The 20,566-nt window shown below is 38.1% G+C and carries 13 protein-coding genes and 2 riboswitches; of the genes, 11 read left to right on the top strand and 2 right to left on the bottom strand.

Annotated features, from left to right (window positions below; all coding sequences use genetic code 11):
- The first annotated feature begins 26 nt into the window (after window positions 1–26).
- Window positions 27–128: riboswitch (purine riboswitch) on the top strand.
- A 248-nt stretch (window positions 129–376) separates the two neighbouring features.
- The 8 genes from guaA (at window position 377) to U8D43_RS17750 (ending at window position 12,580) form a co-directional block, all read left to right on the top strand.
- Entirely contained in the window at window positions 377–1,897 is a 1,521-nt protein-coding gene (gene guaA / locus U8D43_RS17785) for a glutamine-hydrolyzing GMP synthase (protein ID WP_335872544.1), read from the top strand.
- 90 nt (window positions 1,898–1,987) lie between these two features.
- Window positions 1,988–2,089: riboswitch (purine riboswitch) on the top strand.
- A gap of 164 nt (window positions 2,090–2,253) precedes the next feature.
- Window positions 2,254–3,588 carry an NCS2 family permease gene (locus tag U8D43_RS17780; RefSeq protein WP_335872521.1) on the top strand — a complete coding sequence of 445 codons (1,335 nt, stop codon included), beginning with the start codon at window positions 2,254–2,256 and terminating at the stop codon, window positions 3,586–3,588.
- A 274-nt stretch (window positions 3,589–3,862) separates the two neighbouring features.
- The gene (glcT, locus tag U8D43_RS17775) at window positions 3,863–4,705 is read left to right on the top strand and encodes a glucose PTS transporter transcription antiterminator GlcT (RefSeq protein WP_335872520.1); all 843 of its coding nucleotides are present in this window, start codon (window positions 3,863–3,865) and stop codon (window positions 4,703–4,705) included.
- A gap of 178 nt (window positions 4,706–4,883) precedes the next feature.
- On the top strand, window positions 4,884–6,944 hold the full coding sequence (gene ptsG, locus U8D43_RS17770; RefSeq protein ID WP_335872519.1) for a glucose-specific PTS transporter subunit IIBC: 2,061 nt from the start codon (window positions 4,884–4,886) through the stop codon (window positions 6,942–6,944).
- A 502-nt stretch (window positions 6,945–7,446) separates the two neighbouring features.
- Window positions 7,447–7,926, top strand: coding sequence for an IS110 family transposase (locus U8D43_RS17765; protein ID WP_335872518.1), 480 nt, complete (start codon window positions 7,447–7,449; stop codon window positions 7,924–7,926).
- A gap of 95 nt (window positions 7,927–8,021) precedes the next feature.
- Window positions 8,022–8,660, top strand: coding sequence for a transposase (locus U8D43_RS17760; RefSeq protein ID WP_335872517.1), 639 nt, complete (start codon window positions 8,022–8,024; stop codon window positions 8,658–8,660).
- Window positions 8,661–8,961: 301 nt separating this feature from the next.
- Entirely contained in the window at window positions 8,962–10,137 is a 1,176-nt protein-coding gene (locus U8D43_RS17755; RefSeq protein WP_335872516.1) for a beta-ketoacyl synthase N-terminal-like domain-containing protein, read from the top strand.
- 13 nt (window positions 10,138–10,150) lie between these two features.
- The gene (locus U8D43_RS17750) at window positions 10,151–12,580 is read left to right on the top strand and encodes an EAL domain-containing protein (protein WP_335872515.1); all 2,430 of its coding nucleotides are present in this window, start codon (window positions 10,151–10,153) and stop codon (window positions 12,578–12,580) included.
- Window positions 12,581–12,827: 247 nt separating this feature from the next.
- Here the strand turns inward: U8D43_RS17750 and U8D43_RS17745 are convergent, their stop codons facing one another.
- Window positions 12,828–13,262 carry a hypothetical protein gene (locus U8D43_RS17745; RefSeq protein WP_335872514.1) on the bottom strand — a complete coding sequence of 145 codons (435 nt, stop codon included), beginning with the start codon at window positions 13,260–13,262 and terminating at the stop codon, window positions 12,828–12,830.
- 1,080 nt (window positions 13,263–14,342) lie between these two features.
- Here U8D43_RS17745 and U8D43_RS17740 point away from each other — a divergent pair.
- Window positions 14,343–15,968, top strand: coding sequence for a cell wall-binding repeat-containing protein (locus U8D43_RS17740; protein WP_335872543.1), 1,626 nt, complete (start codon window positions 14,343–14,345; stop codon window positions 15,966–15,968).
- Window positions 15,969–16,277: 309 nt separating this feature from the next.
- Here U8D43_RS17740 and U8D43_RS17735 read toward each other — a convergent pair whose 3' ends face one another.
- A complete protein-coding gene (locus U8D43_RS17735; protein ID WP_335872513.1) occupies window positions 16,278–16,757 on the bottom strand; it encodes a sigma-70 family RNA polymerase sigma factor in 480 nt (159 codons plus the stop codon).
- 2,575 nt (window positions 16,758–19,332) lie between these two features.
- Here U8D43_RS17735 and U8D43_RS17730 point away from each other — a divergent pair.
- Both U8D43_RS17730 and U8D43_RS17725 read left to right on the top strand, forming a co-directional pair.
- Complete coding sequence (locus tag U8D43_RS17730) at window positions 19,333–19,788, top strand: VanZ family protein (protein WP_335872542.1); 456 nt, start codon at window positions 19,333–19,335, stop codon at window positions 19,786–19,788.
- 63 nt (window positions 19,789–19,851) lie between these two features.
- Window positions 19,852–20,376, top strand: a complete 525-nt coding sequence (locus U8D43_RS17725) for a type 1 glutamine amidotransferase domain-containing protein (RefSeq protein ID WP_335872512.1) — start codon at window positions 19,852–19,854, stop codon at window positions 20,374–20,376.
- Window positions 20,377–20,566 lie beyond the last annotated feature (190 nt).

Below are 20,566 nucleotides of genomic sequence, written 5' to 3'. Positions count from 1 at the left end.
ATGCTACAAGGTTTAAAATGAGGAAAATTATTAAAGAACTTGCCCTTCGTATATCCTCGATAATAAGGATCGAGAGTCTCTACCGGACCGCCGTAAATGGTCTGACTATGAAGGCAGTATTCTTGTAGCTTCTTAAGAGTGAACTAGAATTCTGCCTTTATTTATTAAAGGTGGATTCTAGTTTTTTTTATTGGGAAAGAGAGTGTGATTTTTTGGAGCTAGATAAGTGTTTAGCTCAAGGACTATCGGCTCGAGGTCAAAAGGCAAGACCTGTCATAAGGCAAAGTGCGCCCTGTGCCTTATATTGGTCGCATGAAAACGAATAAACTAATGAGGTGATCTTGTGGTAGGAAAAACGGAACTGCAGCAGCAAGAAATGATTGTTGTATTGGATTTTGGTAGTCAATATAATCAATTAATAACGAGAAGAATTCGTGAATTTGGCGTCTATAGTGAGTTGCACCCACATACGATTACAGCGGATGAAATTAAACGCATGAATCCGGCTGGAATAATTTTTTCTGGAGGACCGAACTCTGTTTATGGGGAAAGTGCTTTCTCGTGTGATGAAGAGATTTTTGAGCTCGGCATTCCAATCATGGGGATTTGCTACGGCATGCAGTTGATGACGAAGCATTTTGGTGGAAAAGTGGAGAGAGCGACACACCGTGAATACGGAAAAGCGACCATGAAGGTGGAGAATATGTCATCCTTGCTTAAAGGGTTGCCAGCTGAACAGGTTGTCTGGATGAGTCATGGTGATTTGGTTGTTGAAGCACCAGCAGGTTTTACGGTAAATGGAACGAATGCATCTTGCCCGATTGCCTCAATGAGTGATGAAAGTCGCAAGCTATATGCTGTTCAGTTTCACCCAGAAGTTCGTCACTCGGTTCATGGAAATGAAGTGATTAAAAACTTTGTGTTTGAAGTGTGTGAATGCAAAGGAGATTGGTCAATGGAGAACTTTATCGACGTAGAGATGGACAAAATTCGTTCGTTAGTTGGCGATAAAAAAGTACTATGCGCATTAAGTGGCGGTGTTGACTCATCGGTTGTCGCGGTGTTAATTCATAAAGCGATTGGCAATCAGTTAACTTGTATTTTTGTGGATCATGGATTACTTCGTAAAGGTGAAGCAGATGCAGTGATGAAGACTTTTACTGAGGGTTTTCATATGAATGTCATCAAGGTAGATGCGAAGGATCGTTTTATGACGAAGTTAGAAGGTGTATCAGATCCTGAGCAAAAAAGAAAAATTATTGGAAATGAATTTATTTATGTATTTGATGATGAATCGACTAAATTAGAGGGAATTGAATTTTTAGCACAAGGAACATTATATACCGATATTATTGAGAGTGGAACAGCCACGGCTCAAACGATAAAATCTCATCATAATGTCGGCGGATTACCTGAAGATATGGCATTTCAACTCATTGAACCTCTGAATACATTATTTAAAGATGAGGTTCGAGCTTTGGGAAGTGAGCTGGGTATTCCAGATGAGATTGTTTGGCGTCAACCATTCCCGGGTCCTGGATTAGGCATCCGTGTTCTTGGAGCCATTTCCGAAGAAAAACTTGAGATTGTTCGAGAGTCGGATGCGATTTTACGTGAAGAAATTAAAAAAGCGGGATTGGATCGTGATATATGGCAATATTTTACCGTGCTTCCGGATATTCGCAGTGTTGGAGTAATGGGAGACGCTCGCACATATGATTATACAATTGGAATTCGTGCGGTTACTTCAATCGATGGGATGACATCCGATTGGGCGAGAGTACCTTGGGATGTGCTGGAGGTCATTTCGACACGAATCGTGAATGAAGTGGACCATATTAACCGCGTTGTGTATGATATTACGAGTAAGCCACCAGCGACGATTGAGTGGGAATGATACACGAACATTTATTGATAAAAAAATAAAAACGTTCGCTTTTTAACTTGACGACCATATGTTATATTGCTAAAATAATAAATGGGATTACAAATTAAACAGAGATTACGTCGTATAATGTCGGGAATAAGGCCCGAAAGTTTCTACCGAGCTACCGTAAATGGCTTGACTACGAGGTAATAGAACCACTAGTGATAAAATAAGTATGATGACAATCTATCATTCTCTTTTTCTAGTGTTCTATTCACCTAAAGTCAACGCCTTGAGCCGGACGGTTCAAGGCGTTTTTTCTATGCGTATTGGGGATAGAGAAAGCGTCAGAAATGTATTAAGACGTTAAATGGGGGAATAGAATAATGAAGAAATTTTTTCGATTTGACGAACTTGGCACCAATTTTAGCCGGGAATTTATCGGGGGATTAACGACTTTCTTGTCGATGGCGTACATTCTTGTGGTCAATCCGATGACTTTATCATTACAAGCCATTCCGGATCTTCCAGATTCAATGAGAATGGACTATGGTGCTGTATTTGTGGCTACCGCATTAGCTGCAGCTATTGGGTCGTTAATTATGGGACTGTTAGCGAAATACCCGATTGCGCTTGCGCCGGGAATGGGACTCAATGCTTTCTTTGCTTTTTCAGTCATCTTAACTATGGGAATTACTTGGCAATCTGCTTTAACAGGTGTGCTGATTTCAGGACTTATTTTTATTCTTTTAACGGTTTCAGGGATTCGAGAAAAAATTATTAACGCGATTCCGTCGGAGTTGAAATATGCTGTTGGTGCGGGTATCGGTTTGTTTATTACGTTTATTGGGTTTCAAAATGCAGGAATTATCGTGAACAATGATGCGGTTTTAGTCGGTTTAGGAGATTTGACAAATAGTGCAACACTGCTAGCGATATTCGGAATCATTATTACAGTCATTCTAGTTACCCGCGGCGTAAAAGGTGGGATATTCTTTGGGTTAGTCGCCACTGCTGTTGTAGGCATGATCTTTGGGGTTGTCGGCAAACCGGATGCGATTGTTGGCGCAGTACCAAGTTTGGAGCCAACTTTTGGAGCAGCACTTGAGCCACTCTTCAATGATCCAGCTAGTTTATTTACACTCCAAATGCTAGTCGTCGTTTTAACTTTTTTATTCGTTGATTTCTTTGATACAGCAGGAACATTAGTCGCAGTAGCGAATCAGGCCAATTTATTAAAAGACAATAAACTACCACGAGCGGGGAAAGCGTTGTTTGCCGATTCAAGTGCAACGGTTGTTGGGGCGATCTTAGGAACCTCAACAACGACCTCGTATATTGAATCATCCGCGGGAGTAGCGGCGGGTGCTCGGTCGGGGTTTGCCTCGGTCGTTACAGCAGGATTCTTCTTATTATCATTATTCTTCTTTCCTTTATTAGCTGTGATTACTCCTCATGTTACCGCTCCTGCTTTGATTATCGTTGGTGTCTTGATGGTATCCTCGCTAGGGAAGATTGATTGGAATAAATTCGAAATTGCAGTACCGGCGTTTTTAACTATTATTGCGATGCCGTTAACTTATAGCATTGCAACAGGAATTGCAATTGGTTTTATTTTTTATCCGATCACGATGCTAATGAAGGGGCGAATCAAAGAGATTCATCCGATTATGTATGGAATGTTTGTTATTTTTGTTCTCTATTTCATTTTCTTGGTATAAGGATTTTTTCGAATACATTGTTGCTAACTAGTCTAATTTTAGATGAAATCCTCCATTCTAATGTTGATTTCATCTAAAATTGAAGAAAAGATGCCCCGAAGCAAAGTTATATCACCGTTAACAGACTGGTTCGAAAAGAAATGAACTTTGCTGAAATAGCCTAGTATAAACATTCGCCTCTCAGTTAATTAGAGGTGTTTTTTTTTTTGTTTTTTTAGTACAATTAAGGTACAAATTTCGACAAAAGCGACTTAGGGAGTGGGGGTGAAACAGAATGGCAAACTTTAAAGTAAAAAAAGTACTAAATAACAATGTCCTTATCGGTGTACATCCTGAGCACGAAGAAGTGGTGTTGATTGGTAAAGGAATTGGGTTTCATCAGAAGGTCGGTAATAATATCGAGGGACAAACGGTTGAAAAAACGTTTGTATTGAAAAATGAGAAAGAGCAGGAACAATATAAAAAACTGCTTCCTTATTTAGATGATGAAACACTCCATATCATTATTTCGGCAATCGAGTTAATCCGCGAACGTACAAATACATTTCTAAACGAGCATATTCACGTCGCACTTACCGATCATATTTTATTCGCTATTCATCGATTAATGAGAGGGCTTTCGATTCGGAATCCATTTTTAATGGAAACAAAAGTATTATACCCATTTGAATATGAGGTAGCCAAAGAAGTTGTTGAACTCATAAATGAAAACGCTTCGATAGAACTACCAGAAGGGGAAATAGGGTTTATTGCTCTTCATATCCACAGTGCGATGGTAAACAGACAGTTATCTGAAGTGAACCAACATTCTCAGCTTGTTACCTTACTTATCGGGATGATTGAAGATCAGTTTGACATTAAGTTAGATAAAGAAAGTGTCGACTATATGCGACTGGTTCGCCATCTTCGTTATACGATTGAGCGGGTTGTTCGTGGTGAACGAGTAGAGGAACCAGAAAAAATTGCAAACCTATTGAAACAAGAATACCCTGTATGTTATAATTTATCATGGAAGCTGATCAAGATGATGCAGCAAACGCTGAAAAAAAGTGTGTACGATGCTGAAGCGGTTTATCTAACCATGCATCTGCAGCGAATACAAAAGAAAAATAAATAGCTCTTATTATCTTTGCGTGTTACTGATTCGATCAGGCATGAGTAAAGTAGATTATGATTTTGGTTTAATGGGGTATGCTACCCATAAAGCCATTTCTACATCTTCTTTTCTCATGCCTTTTTTGCGTACCTGTATCGATTATGACTTCTACTTACTTTAAAAAAGGGAGGAAACTCACATGTTTAAAAAAGCTTTTGGTGTATTACAAAAAGTTGGTAAAGCCCTCATGCTTCCGGTAGCAATCTTGCCAGCAGCTGGTATTCTATTGGCATTAGGTGCTGCTATTCAAAACCCAACCCTTACCGAAATGGCTCCATTTTTAGAAACAGATTGGATTGTGAAGGTATCAAGTGTTATGGAAAATGCCGGTGGAATTATTTTTGGTAACTTAGCTTTACTATTCGCAGTCGGGGTAGCTATTGGTCTCGCAGGTGGAGAAGGGGTAGCTGGTTTAGCAGCAATCGTTGGTTTCTTGATTATGAACGTCACGATGGGAACATCCTTTGGTATTACAGCAGAGCAGGTAGCAAATGACCCTGCTTATGCAAATGTTCTTGGGATTCCAACCTTACAAACAGGTGTATTTGGCGGGATTATCGTCGGTATTCTTGCGGCATTTATGTACAATAAGTATTACAATATCGAATTACCTTCTTACTTAGGTTTCTTTGCTGGAAAACGCTTTGTGCCAATTGCTACGGCAGTATCTGCTGTTGCGTTAGGTCTTATCATGCTAATTATTTGGCCGCCAGTACAACATGGTTTGAATACATTCTCTAACTTTATGTTAGGTGAAAATAGAGTTTTTGCAGCCTTTGTGTTTGGTGTTATTGAACGTTCGTTGATTCCGTTTGGTCTTCATCATATCTTCTATGCGCCATTCTGGTTTGAGTTTGGTAGCTATACATCACTTGCGGGCGATGTGATTCGTGGTGACCAAGCGATCTTTATGAAACAAATTCAAGATGGAGTACAAGATTTAACAGCTGGTACATTTATGACAGGTAAATTCCCGTTCATGATGTTTGGTCTCCCAGCTGCAGCATTAGCGATTTATCATGAAGCACGCCCAGAGCGTAAAGTTTTGGTTGCTGGTATCATGGGTTCTGCAGCACTTACTTCTTTCTTGACAGGGATTACAGAGCCAATCGAATTTTCATTCTTATTCGTTGCGCCAGTATTATTCGGGATTCATACGATTTTTGCCGGTTTATCGTTTATGACGATGCATCTTTTAGATGTTAAGATCGGAATGACCTTCTCAGGTGGTTTGATTGACTATATTCTATTTGGATTAATTAATCCGCAAACAAACGCATGGATCGTTATTCCGGTTGGTCTAGTGTTTGCGGTAATTTACTACTTTGGTTTCCGTTTTGCAATTCGTAAATTCAACCTAATGACACCAGGTCGTGAGGATGAAGAAATTGAAGAGGGTCCAGCGGTAGAAGCGTCAGATTTAGCGTATGAAGTCTTAGAAGCGTTAGGTGGACAAGAGAATATTGCTCACTTAGATGCATGTATCACTCGTCTTCGTGTGTCAGTGAATGAGCCAAAAGAAGTGAATAAAGATCGTCTGAAAAAATTAGGAGCTTCTGGCGTACTGGAAATTGGAGAAAGCATTCAAGCAATTTTCGGACCGAAGTCGGATACGCTTAAATCACAAATGCAAGATGTGATGAGAGGGAAAAGACCTCGTCCAACTAAAACAAACCCAGACGTAGAAGTGCAACAACAAATTGAAGAAGTGAACCCAGATGTTCTTCAAAATGACGAAGCATTGAAAAACGAAAAAATCATTTCTCCAATTAAAGGGGAATTAAAACCAATCACTGAAGTTCCAGATCAAGTGTTCTCAGGAAAAATGATGGGCGACGGTTTCGCTATTCTTCCGACAGAAGGTATGATCGTTTCTCCGGTTAACGGAAAAATCGTCAATGTCTTCCCAACAAAGCATGCGATTGGAATCGAATCAGATGCAGGTCGTGAAATTCTCATTCACGTAGGAATTGATACGGTGAAACTTCAAGGAAAAGGCTTTGAATCCTTAATTCAAGAAGGGGACATTGTTGAAGCGGGTCAACCATTATTGAAAGTAGATCTTGGTTTTATTAAAGAAAATGCTCCTTCAATCATTACACCAATCGTTTTCACGAATTTAAGAGAAGGCGAACAAGTTGTCATTGAAAAAGAAGGTAAAGTAGAACTGAAACAAGAAAATATCATTAGCATCCGCTAATAGACCGAAAAAGCTCACCTGAAAACGGTGAGCTTTTTTATGTTTGGCTCGATTAGTAACATGGAAGAACATTTGAAAATATGAAGGGTGGGTTGAGACTTTACGTTAGGTTGTTTTCGCAAAGGTTGTGGCTTATCTCACCAGTCTATAAACGTTGAAATAGCTTTGTTTCGGGCATCATTTCGTCTATTTTTAATGGGAATCAAAAGTGAAATGGGCGATTTAATCTAAAATTAGATGAAATAGCCACAATGTATACGAAACCCCCATGTCCTGTCAGACACCGCAATTGATGAAAATGAGGGTAAGCGGTTTAATGTTGCATGGAACTGTTCATCATGTTTATGCAGGTCTGAGGTCGCCTCTTTTTTGGTGGATAAAACCCCGTATACGAAACCGATCTAGTACATTCATGAGTATCGCTGATTGTTGCCATGAGCACGAGTATAAAAATACAAGCTCAAGAATGTATGACCTAGCATTATACAAAGGATGAGATTGAATGGATCCTATTTTAGAACGAGTTGCTGGCTTAGATATTCATCAAGAGACGGTTGTAGCGTGTGCCCTTTATGGTTGTTTAGATCGGAATCCCAAAAAAGAAACGAAGACATTCGGGACTACGGTCAATGAATTGCTTGAATTACAAGATTGGCTTGCCGAACATAAGATTACAGATGTTGCGATGGAGAGTACAGGTGTGTATTGGAAACCTGTTTGGAACATTCTTGAAAGTCATTTTAATTTAATCTTGGCGAATGCCCAAAGAATTAAGAATGTACCTGGTCGAAAAACAGATATTTCTGATGCTGCCTGGATCGCAAAACTGTTACGTGCTGGACTAATCGAATCAAGCTTTGTCCCACCTGTAGAATTTAGAGATTTACGGGACTTAACACGCTACCGTCGTAAATTGTTAGGTAATGCAACATCTGAAAAAATAGAATCCACAAAATTTTACAAGATGCAAACATCAAAATAAGTACTTACGTATCGGATGTTTTCGGTGTTTCAGGACGTACGTTACTAAACGCTATACTCAATGGTGAAGTACTAGAGTTAGACAAAGTAAGAGCATTGGTCAAAACATCACTTAAAAAGAAAGCACCTCAAATAGTCAATGCCTTAAATGGTCGAATACGTCCTCATCATCAAAAGATCATTCAAATGCATTTTGATCATCTTGAATACATTGATGAAAAAATTAAAGAATTAGAAAACGAAATCAGTAAATTAGTAACTCCCTATCAGGAAGAAATGAATTTATTGATAACCATTCCCGGTATTAAGGAAGATGCAGCGGCGAGCATCTTAGCGGAATTAGGTATCGATATGTCTAAATTCCCAACCGAAAAACATGTATCTTCATGGGGTGGATTCAGCCCTGGTAATAACGAGAGTGCTGGTAAAAAAAAGAGTGCCAAGTCCACAAAGGGAAATAAAGGGCTCAAATCAGTAATGTGCCAGGTGGCCTGGGCTGCGATGAAAACAAAAGACAGACTATCGAGTAGTCAAACGACGAGGCCCCTACAAAGCAAACATGGCGCTAGCACACTTATTAATGAGGATCATTTACCAAGTGCTGAAAGAAAAACCCCCTATAAAGAACTCGGTTGGGACTACCTTCCAACAAAAGAAAGGAAGAAAGATTACTTCATAAAAAAATTGATGAGCACGGGCTATGAAATAGAGATTCAAGAATCAAAACCAGCATAAATCAAGTTATCGTGACATAGCCAATCTTTAAAAATGGTCATACCATTATAAGGGGGTGCTTTTTTGCGCCAAAATCAGCATCAAATCCCATTTTCGTATAAAAAGAGGCATGATAAAAGACCATTAAAGATATTCCCGAAAAATAAAGTTATTAGATTGTGAAAATTGTTCTCAATAAATAAGCCTATAGACCCATTAGTTTTCTGGAGTTTTAAGGAGATATGTCCATATTACTGATATATAATTAATATATTATTATATAAAAGTAATGGGTCATATTACTAGCCAAAGGATGATTTAAGTGAATAAAGTCGTGATCACTGGATACGGAATGAAGGTACCTGGTGCACTTACTAAAACAGAATTTCGTCAAGTTCTTGAAAAGGGAATTTGTACACACTCCATTTTAGAAGGAAGAGGTAAGGGTGGTTCAAACATTATTGCCGGAGTGATAGATGAAGACTTCACTGAATTAAGAGAACGAAATTATAAACGTTATCCACGCTCTACCAGATTAGCTTTAGCGGCTGCCAATGATGCAGTTGAAATGGCAGCGGGCTTACCATATGATCCTCATCGAATCGGGGTTATCATAGGAACATCAGCAGGGGCAATTCTTGAAATTGAAGAATATTCAGCAGTTGCATTAAACTACAAAAAGTATCCTCTACATGGAGTGGCAGTTGTTGATACGCACACTTTGTCTGCAACTGTTGCGGAACATATTGGAACACGAGGTCCCACCTTTACGCTAACCACGGGATGTACGGCGAGTATTGATGCGGTACTTTTGGCGAAATTATTGCTGGAATCTAATCAAGTCGATGCCTGTATAGTAGGTGGTACAGATACCCCCTTAGGTCAATGGAGTATCAACGGATTTTTAAAAATGAGATCGGTCGCTTCCGATGTAACCAGTTCGACAACAGGCGTTCCTTTTTCGACAGATCATCATGGGTTTGTACTCTCAGAAGGAGCAGGTGTTTTAGTTTTGGAGCGGGAAGAGAATGCGCTCATTCAGGGAAAGCAAGTATTCGGAGTTGTTGAGAGTGTAAATTCAAGAAATGAAGGGACACCTATGCTAAAATCAGATGAGAGTGGAGAAGAAATGATTTCGCTTTACAAAGAAATGATGGGAAATAAAATTCCTACATATGTAAATAGTCAAGCGTTAGGTTTAAACCTAAATGATCAAATAGAAGCGCGTGTCCATAAAGAAACCTATCAGGAAGAGGTGCCACTCACTTCTATCAAAGGAATGATAGGACATTCTTTCGCTGCAACCGGGGCCATTCAAACGATCTCGGCGCTCATCTCTATGGAATACGGTTTTATTCCTCCAACAATAAAAACAAGAAAAGCAGGTTTTGAGGAAACGCCTGTTGTGCTCCATACAAAATATCAGCATGTAGAGTCAGTAAGCATTACAAGTCATGGAAACAGTGGAAATAATGCTTGCCTCTTTATTACAAAATAGTGGAGGTTTATAGATGTTTTTCCTTTTTTTGTTATTAATTGCCGTAATTCCTTTTAGCATTGGCATTACGGTACTTTTTATGGTTGAACGTAAAAAACTTGCCGTAACGTTGTTTTTATTCTTATGTCTGGCGACAATCTGGCAAATCGATGTTTCAGTATTATATGCGTACGGTCTTTTTTCTGAAGCAATGATTTGTTTTCTGTTTCGATTATTTCGAATAGGTTCAATCATGGTGACTCCCACGCTATTTCTGATTGCCTATATCATTATTAGCGAAGAACTGCCCGACATCCTTAATAGTAAATGGCGTTATGTTATGAATAAAAAGAATGTGGTTCTCCTTTATCTCTGGGGCTTACTTGTTTATGTTATCGGCTGGAGTAGTCTAGGAATATCCTCGTTTGAGTTAATGGAATATGAGCAGTCGTTCCACTTTTACTTCCCAATATATGGGGAACTTTCATGGGTATTTCATACAAATTTAGTGTTATTTTCGATATGTATCCTAGTGAGTTTAATCCTATGTAGCCGGATGAAACAGAATATTTTCCATTCATTTCTATTCCAATTTCTTATCGCGACAGCGGTTGGATACGGTATAGGAATATTAAATATGTTCCCTGAAACTAGATTATTTCCAAGTGCTGTAGCGGTTTTATTGTTTGCTACCTCTACCTTGATTTTATCAAATAGAATGCACTTAGAAGTGGTGAAAGAGATGAATGATCAATTAGATGAACAACGATGTTTTTTAAGCACGGTAATAGATTTAAATCCAAATTATATTTATGCAAAGGATGAATATGGGCGTTACTCCCTAGTGAATAAGTCGTTTGCAAAGCTATGTGGAATGGAAAAAGAAGATTTGCTTGGAAAATCGGATCTTGATATTCTAATAGACAAACAAAGAGCAGCAGAGACGTTACGAATAGATAAAGAAATATTAGCAATTTCAAAGGAAGTATCCATTCCTGAAGAGAAATTTATTCAGCCTGATGGCGATGCGAAATGGCTACAAACATCCAAGATTCCTATTAAGTCAAAGGAATCAACGCTTTTATTAGGCGTATCCACCGATATTACCGATAGAAAGCTTCACGAAGATCGAATTACCTATCAAGCTAATCATGATGTGTTAACAGGGCTGCCTAATCGCCGTATGTTTAATGAGGATTTAAAGTCTGTCCTCCAAGCGGCATCCTTTGAGGACAAATCGGCTGCGATTATGTTTATTGACTTAGATAGATTTAAATACATAAACGACACCCTTGGTCATGATTTTGGGGACTTACTTTTAATCGAGGTTTCCCGAAGACTAGAGACATTTATTAAAGAGGAGCTTAATAATTCGAAGGTTTATAGAATTGGTGGCGATGAATTCACGTTTATCAATTCAGATTGTGATAAACAACAAGTCATTCAAATTGCTAACCGTATTCTTGAACAATTTGATGGGGGCTTTTTAATCCACGAACAAGAATTTTACATAACCCCTAGTATTGGCATTAGCGTGTACCCAGAGGATGGCGATGACGCCAAGACCTTAATGAAAAATGCAGATACGGCGATGTATTATGTAAAAGAGCGAGAGAAAAATAGTTTTCAGTTATTTACTAAAGAAATGAATGATCACTTCTATCGAAAAATGTTGATTGAAAAAGAATTGCGGATGGCTTTGGAACGAGAAGAATTTGAGCTTCATTATCAACCATTAGTGAATATGAAGGCCGGAGAGATAACCGGAATGGAGGCACTAATCCGGTGGGAAAATGCTGAATTGGGGAATGTTTCTCCCGCTGAATTTATTCCTGTTGCGGAGGAAACGGGCTTAATAATCTCGATTGGAGAATGGGTTCTCAAGACTGCCTGTGAACAAAATGATCGATGGCAAAAAGCGGGTTACCACCCATTGAAGGTAGGGGTAAATATTTCGATCAGGCAGCTTCTCGATAAAACATTCGTTAAGAAAGTAGCGTCTATCATAAAGGAAGCAGACCTAGATCCCTCGTATATAGATTTAGAGATAACTGAAAGCATTGCGATGCATGACCCGGAAATGATGATCGCAAAATTGCATGAATTGAAGGAAATAGGCTTGACCTTATCAATGGATGATTTTGGAACAGGGTATTCTTCACTAAGCTATCTCAAAAAGTATCCATTAGATACGTTGAAAATAGATCGTTCCTTTATTCGAGGAATAACTTCTCATGATGATAATAAAGCAATTGTAAATAGTATTCTTTCCATGGCAAAACATCTTCACTTGAAAGTGACCGCAGAAGGGGTTGAAGACCAAGATGAATATCAATATTTACTAAATGTAAATTGTGAATTTGTCCAAGGGTACGGAATTAGTCAGCCTTTATCTGCGGAGAATTTTGAAAGAGATATTCTTAACCAATGCCCTTCAAAGGCTCTAAATGATTGGAATGCTTAATGTGGTCAACCAGAACAGACACCACTAACCAGATAGGTTTTGGACATGTTTAGACGGTATTAGTACGGAAATAGAAGATTTCTATAACTACTAGGTTCTTTTCGTATACATTTGCCTGTCGCCTCAGGATAAGAAAAACAGAGTAAATGGAACATTATGATAACCCCCCCCACTATTAAAAATCGTAGTAGGGGGGTGTTTTTGTTCATAATAACGTCCAATTGTATTGGGGTGGTTATACGGATTTTTATTGTTCAATCGATTCTTTTTTAACGTAATGATGATAGAGTTTTTTAGATAACAGGAACAGTAGCACAATCGCTACATATCCAATAAAAAAGACAAAAAATCCCCAAAGGCCTACTATTGCATCAATAAATTCCATATTCCCTCGATTAGTAATGGCTTGCTGGATTTCAACGGCAAACACCAACACGAACATAAACGTCAGCGTGTAGAAAAATGTCAGGAGGGTAAGTCCGAATGGAAGTTTCAGCATCCATTTTGAGAGTCCATAGACTAATAAGAACACCGATATGCCAATCATGCCCATAATCCAAAAATGAAGGTCTTTATCGTTTAAGTTTAAACCTAAAACATCGTTTGTAATGACCAAAATTATATCATGAACTGAATTGATGATTTCTGTTAGGAAAAAGATCACTTTTTTCAATGCATTCACTACTTTCTTTCCCTAAATGGGATGATTTGTTGCTATCACTATCTTAAATCTGCAACATTTTGAAATTATTCTTGATAGGATACAAGTATTATAAACGCTATTTGTAACATTATCATACTCATCGCAACATATATTTTAATAATTTTAGAGGAAAATAACAATAAAAGAAAAGATTGTGATTCAAAAAGGTGGTCAACGTGAATTTCATATTGATTTCTTATAATAATAGAGGAAATGAAGAAGATTGTTAGTTTAGTATTAAGTTTTTTCCGACTTATCAGTATCGGCACAAAAAAATATAGGTGCTGCGAGTAATTCACAAAAAACACCAAAATTCACCTGTGAGATTCGGTGTGAAACCGCTAAAAAATTGGGCAGATACAGTTGTTTTGGCTAGGAAAAATATGTTTCCATATGCATTAGCAGGTGTTCCGCTTGCTTAAAAACTAGATGCCCCCATTCTATTAACAACATCTAGTAATCTACCAGCTGTTACTAAAGATGAAATAAACAGGTTCCTACCTAAAAAGGTCATTTTACTCGGCGGAGAGAGCGCAATAGGCGCTTCTGTCTGAACTTAAATTGAATCGCTTGGGATAAAAGGCGAGCGTATTGCAGGAGAGGATCGCTACACCATATCTGTAAAAATTGCCGGAAAATTGAATGACGAAAGAATAAAGCAATTATTGTAACTGGTATCAAATTTCCAAACGTACTTTCGGTGCAGCATTTACCAAAAAGTGAAACGGAATATCTTCCTAGTGCCAAAAGAATTTCTATTTTTGATAAGGCTGTTTTCGCAAAGATTGTTGCTTCTCGAACCAGCCCCAAAATGGTAATATCGCTATGTTTCGGGCATTATTTCGTCTATTTATAAATAAATCAACAGTCCAATGGAGGATTCCATCTACAATTAGATGAGATAGCTACAATGTATACGAAAAGAGCCTATGAAGAAGAGAATAAACCTCAATTCTTGTCGAAGGAAAAACTTCCTGAAGAAGAAGGGGATGAGGGTCATCTTGTGTAATAGTTTTAAGTGACTTTTAATCCAGTGAGGAGAGATATTTATTGAAAAAAATGTTAAAAAAACAAGTGCAGATGGTAATTGCGGTCTTTTTAGTCGGTTTGGTGATGTTTCCCGTTTTTACTTCAGCAGAATTGTTAAATCAGAAAAAGTATGTTAATTATGTGGCGTTAGGAGATTCATTAGCAGCAGGAGTACTTTATGATAATTCACTCGGAGATGGATACACAGACTATATTTCAAATCATTTAGAGTCCGTCGGGTTCCAGGTTGATTTTAACAAAAATTATGCAATCCCAGGATATACCTCTGAACAAGTATTATTAGGTGTTCAAGATGTAAGTAATGGTTTACAGGAGGAAATTATAGATGCAGATATGATAACGTTGAACGCCGGAGCTAATGAATTACTTCAATTAATCGAGTTGACACCGAGTGGAATTATATATAATCCTACTGAAATACAGCAAGCGACCAAAGAAGTGGGAGAAAATATCGGTATGACTTTAACGATTATTCGTCAATTAAATCCTAACGTTGCAGTGTATGTTTTAGGTTATTATAACCCCTTTCCTTATTTACCTGAAGAAATGCAGAAGCAATATAAACCTGCATTAGATGGTCTGAATTATGTTATTGAACAAGCGGTCACCAAAACAGGTGGGTATTATATTCCCACTGAAGAAGCAATAGCTCAGAATTTTCAAAGATATCTACCGAATCCACAAAATGTACATCCTAGCTTATTGGGTTATGAAGTAATCGCGGACGAATTTTGGAGTAAAATTGAACCGGCCACGACGGTCCTTGGAAAATCAACAGCTAGGCTTTTCGGTCAAAATCGCTACGAAACGGCAGTAGCGATTTCGGAAGAAACCTTCGAGAAAAGTGATACTGTCATTATTGCTCGTGGGGACCAATATCCCGACGCCCTTGTTGCAACTCCTCTAGCATATCAACTTCAGGCACCAATTTTACTAACACAATCTGATTCGCTTTCAGGTGAAACACTAGATGAAATCAGACGTTTAGGTAGTTCGAACGCAATAATTCTTGGTGGAGAAAAAGCAGTTTCATCCCAAATTGCCACGCAGTTGGATGAACAGAATCTTCTTGTTACACGTATTGGTGGAGGAAATCGCTTTGAGACGGCTGCCCTTGTAGCAGAAGAGTTAGGTGGATATACCAAGGCTGTGCTTGCTTATGGTTATGGGTTCGTGGACGCACTTGCCGTGTCACCCTATGCGTCCACGAAAGGATATCCAATTCTTTTGACAGAGTCATCCGTTATGCCTAGAGAGACTCAATCAGCATTAGAAGGCGTAACTAGTACCTATGTTGTAGGTGGAGAAGCCGTTATTAATGAAGATATAATGAAAAACTTAATTGATCCTACTAGATTAGAAGGAGATACGCGTTACGAGACGGCTGCAGCTGTTTTTACAGAATTTCAAGGAGAAACAACAGCGGCTGTAGTGGCAACAGGAGAAGATTTTGCGGATGCCTTAACTGGATCTGTATATGCTTCGGTTCATCATCTTCCGTTACTATTAGTAAATACCAATGAACTGCCCATACCGACAGGTGAATTAGTAACAAACAATGGGATAGTCGATTTTGTGGTTTTAGGCGGCGAATCAGCAATAAATGAAAAGGTACTGTGGGAAATCGTCAAGTAGGTTTATTGCTCTAATGTAAGGATATTCTCGACTAAATATGAGAAATAAGCAAAAAGAACCTCTGGAGATAGAGGTTCTTTTTGTTGCTTCATTCTCTAGTTATTGTTCTAGCCTTATGATGAAATTGTTGCAGATTATAGCGGTCTATAAACTTTGATATAACAGGTTTGTGGACATCTCTGCACAATGATTTGATGGAAACCTTTGTGAAAATGGATGTTTTCTCAAGATGAAAGGTTCAAAAATAACAATGTATACGAATAGTATATTTAGAAATAGATGGAAAAATAGATAATATGTGAAAAGTAGTTATGATAGTTGTATCTCTTTGAGTTTTTCTCTAGCACCCTTCCGCCACTTTTTCACCGCTGACAAAGACACATTTTCAACTTGAGCGATTTCTTTAACGGTGAACATATTAAGACAAGAGTATAGGACCCATTTTGATTGGTTTTCAGTTAAAGATTGACAGTGAGATTGCAGCATCTCTTTCTCAAGGAGGGGAGAGTCTTCACCAGGAATAACCTCCCAAAACGCTTCTTCAGGATAGACGTTTCGATCCTCATTTTTACGTGACTTTGTTAAATCAGATAACATCCGACCTTTAATATAGGAATAAGCAAAGGCAGGAAATTTACCCTTAGCAGAGTCAAAACGTTCATTAGCCTCCCATAGGGCAATCAAGCCGGTTTGGTAAAATTCATCTTTATTTTTATAGATATGGAGAGTTTGAATAATCTTATGAATCATTGGTTCATATTGCGTTTGTAATAGAGTAAAGGTTTCCAACAGAGATTCCTTCCGAAGTGCGCGCCTTTCTTGTTTTTCCTAGGTAGGTTAACCATACAAAGGAAAAGCAGAAGCGACAAAAGAGCGAACAGGAAGTAATCAATGGTGAAAACGAACGTTTCTCTAGGGGATACAGCGTGTATTGCTAGGGAAAGTGAATTATAGGTACTGTTTTAATAAAGCAGTTTTTCCACGAATTGTTGTTTTTCGAATCCGTTGATTATTTTTGATATAGCTTTGTTTCGGGGATTATTTCGTCTGTTTTGATGGAAACCAATAGGGAAATGGAAAATTAAATCAAGGATCAGATGAAATAGCCACAATGTATATAAAGAGCCTTCAATATAGCTTGCTATAAAAATTTGTACACAGAGGAGTGGCTTTTTACTAAGTTCGCGTGATAAAAAATAAATTTATGAATAGATTACCAACTTCCGATTTTTACCTCAAAAAAGTCAAACGCATTTCGTTTACGTTTGACTTTTTTTGTTATAGGATGGGTGGTTTTCGGTGTTTGGTAGCCTGCTCATAAGCGAAGGCTATCTCAAGTAGAGTAGGTTCACTGTAGGCTTTTGAGCTAAATGTAATGCCTACTGATTCACCCTCTGAGGTATATCCAATAGGCACGGTAATGGAAAGGTTCCCTGCTATTGCTGGAATCGTTGCTCCTAAGTTATTGGGAAAAACGATGGCATCTAACTGACATTCATTTAATACAGCATCAATGCCGTTTTTTTAGATAAGTAGTCATTACCTAAAAGACTAATTAAATAAGTTCTATCTGTTAATTTTCCACTAGTTTCTTCTGAATCGAGGAGGGTTTTTTGCTCATATTGAAGTGCTCTTTCCCCAACTCTACTAGCCAGAAAAGCGAATTCACTTTCGAAAACGATTGTCCAACTGTAAATCTATTTTCCACTTAAAAAATGCTCTATCATATACAAATGTATGAAACTCACTATTTTCACCACATGGATCCACACAGATTGGCAGGTCGCGGGAAAACCCTAATCATACTAAACGAGTATTAAGCTGTTCTTCATCCACACAAATGACAATGGCTCATAACCCTCGGAATGAAAAGAATGGACTAGTGAAGTCCTATTTATCCTTGTCCTCTAAGAAGTAATTTAGAAAAAATTTGAACCGTATTAAAATCGATTTAAACTAGTGAGGGGAAAAATCAATCGACCGTTCGATTAAAGCCGTTGAGAGTAGTTATGGCAAGGGTTCAGGAGTTTCAATCGAATGTTTGATTGAGGAAAACTAGCTGAAGGGGAATAGGAAGGAATCAAGGAGAGCTTAAAAAGTCAACCAAACGTTTAATTGAAGCTGTTGAGAATAGTCGTGGCAAGGGTTTAAGGGTTTCAATCAAACGTTTGATTGAGAAAAAATAGCTGAAGGGGAATAGGAGGGAATAAATAAGAGGATAAAAAGTCAATCAAACGTTTGATTAAAGCCGTTGAGAGTAGTCGTGTCAAGGGTTTAGGGGTTTCAATCAAACGTTTGATTGAGAAAAAATATCTGAAGGGGAATAGGAGGGAATCAATAAGAGGTTAAAAAGTCAATCAAACGTTTGATTAAAGCAGTTGAGAGTAGTCGTGTCAAGGGTTTAGGGGTTTCAATCAAACGTTTGATTTAGAAAAAATAGTTGAAGGGGAGTAGGAGGGAATAAATAAGAGCTTAAAAAGTCAATCGACCGTTTGATTAAAGCTGTTGAGAATAGTCGTGTCAAGGGTTTAGGGGTTTCAATCAAATGTTTGATTGAGGAAAACTAGCTGAAGGGGAATAGGAGGGAATAAATAAGAGGTTAAAAAGTCAATCAAACGTTTGATTAAAGCTGTTGAGAGTAGTCGTGTCAAGGGTTTAGGGGTTTCAATCAAATGTTTGATTGAGAAAAAATAGCTGAAGGGGAATAGGAGGAAATCAATAAGAGGTTAAAAAGTCAATCAAACGTTTGATTAAAGCAGTTGAGAGTAGTTGTGTCAAGGGTTTAGGGGTTTCAATCAAACGTTTGATTGAGAAAAAATAGTTGAAGGGGAGTAGGAGGGAATAAATAAGAGCTTAAAAAGTCAATCGACCGTTTGATTAAAGCTGTTGAGAATAGTCGTGTCAAGGGTTTAGGGGTTTCAATCAAATGTTTGATTGAGAAAAAATAGCTGAAGGGGAATAGGAGGGAATAAATAAGAGCTTAAAAGTCAATCAACCGTTTGATTAAAGCTGTTGAGAGTAGTCGTGTCAAGGGTTACAGAAATTCAATCAAACGTTTGGTTGAGAAAATAATAGCTAAAGGGAATAGGAGGGTTTCAGTGAGAGGGGAAAAAAATTGAACGTTTGATTGACCAATCGTGGGAAATTTCGTTACCCGCGCTTTTTTGATTTATGAGATTGCTAGTGATTTGTTCATTCCGTTTATGGAATGAACAAATCGAAAGTTGTGCATAATTCAAAAACTTGCTTTGTCCTGGAGTGAATGGGGTTCTTAGGTGAATAAGTTTGAATTATTTTTTGTAATATTTAGATTAAATGAATCTTTCTGTGACCAAACTGGTGATAGGGAGTGATGATAGTGAAGATGATGTTAGCTGTTTTTTTTGCTGGTATTTTATTTGTGTTGACCTGTTCGTCCAATGTCTCTACTTTTATGGATGAGAGAGCGATCTCATTTCATGTAAATTCACATCCAGAACTGCTTCGGTTCTTTTCTTTTCAGGAATTTTCCCTTGAAAATCCTTATTATTTGTCACAAAAAACGGGACATATACTAGCTTTTTTCTTGTTTACTCTTGTACTAAAGTTTGCTTTTAAAAGGCTAGTAGTGGTGATTTTCATTTCCGTTACATATGCATTTTTTACAGAAATTGCACAGCTCTTTTTTTCACGTACAGGTAGGCTGCTTGATGTCATCTATGATACGACAGGCATTTTCCTCTTTATCGGATTTTATTTATTCTACCGATTTTTAGAAAGGACGTTATATCGAGATTCAAAGCATGTTCAACAAACAATCAAGCTTCCCACATCGTATTAGTTGCTTTTTGAATCTATATCTTTGACAATAAGTGTAAGAGAATTGTAAAGGAGTGTCTGTTTAATGAGGTTAGAAGGAAGAAAGGTCATTCAACTTGTGAGTGCCGATTTTGAAGATTTAGAACTATGGTATCCTGTATTGCGTTTACGAGAAGAAGGAGCGACGGTTCATATTGTCGGGGAAAAATCTGGGGAAGAGTATATTGGCAAGTATGGAGTACCAATTACATCACAGTATGCCTTTAGTGAAATTAATTCTGATGAGTATGATGCGATACTTGTGCCAGGGGGCTGGTCTCCAGATAAATTACGCCGATACGAAGAGGTAATCTCAATCGTGAAAAGTATGAATGATCACCAAAAACCAATCGGACAAATATGTCATGCTGGCTGGGTGCTGATTTCGGCAAAGATTCTTCAAGGCAAAAAAGTTACGAGTACGCCGGGGATAAAAGATGATATGGAGAATGCGGGGGCAGTATGGCTTAATGAACCTGTTGTAGTTGACGGTCATCTGATCTCAAGTCGTAGACCACCAGATCTTCCAGATTATATGAGAGAATTTATCAATGTTCTAGAAAAAAGGTAGATTCCATTCAGGCAACAGGTTGGCATCTCTTTCATGAGGTGCCTTTTTTTGGCTCCTCGTCATTTACAGTGATTATATAGAGAAAATCCAACTCTCTTTTTCTCAAAACCTAAAAACCGGACAAGGGAATGAGTTCAGTTGTGAGCGAAGTATGGCTCCGCACTGTTACTCATTCTTTTTATTTGAATGC

It is taken from the genome of Bacillus sp. 2205SS5-2 (assembly GCF_037024155.1).
Taxonomy (GTDB): Bacteria; Bacillota; Bacilli; order Bacillales; family Bacillaceae_K; genus Bacillus_CI.
The sequence above is the reverse complement of the archived record's forward strand: the minus strand, read 5'-3'. Positions and strand labels throughout refer to the sequence as shown.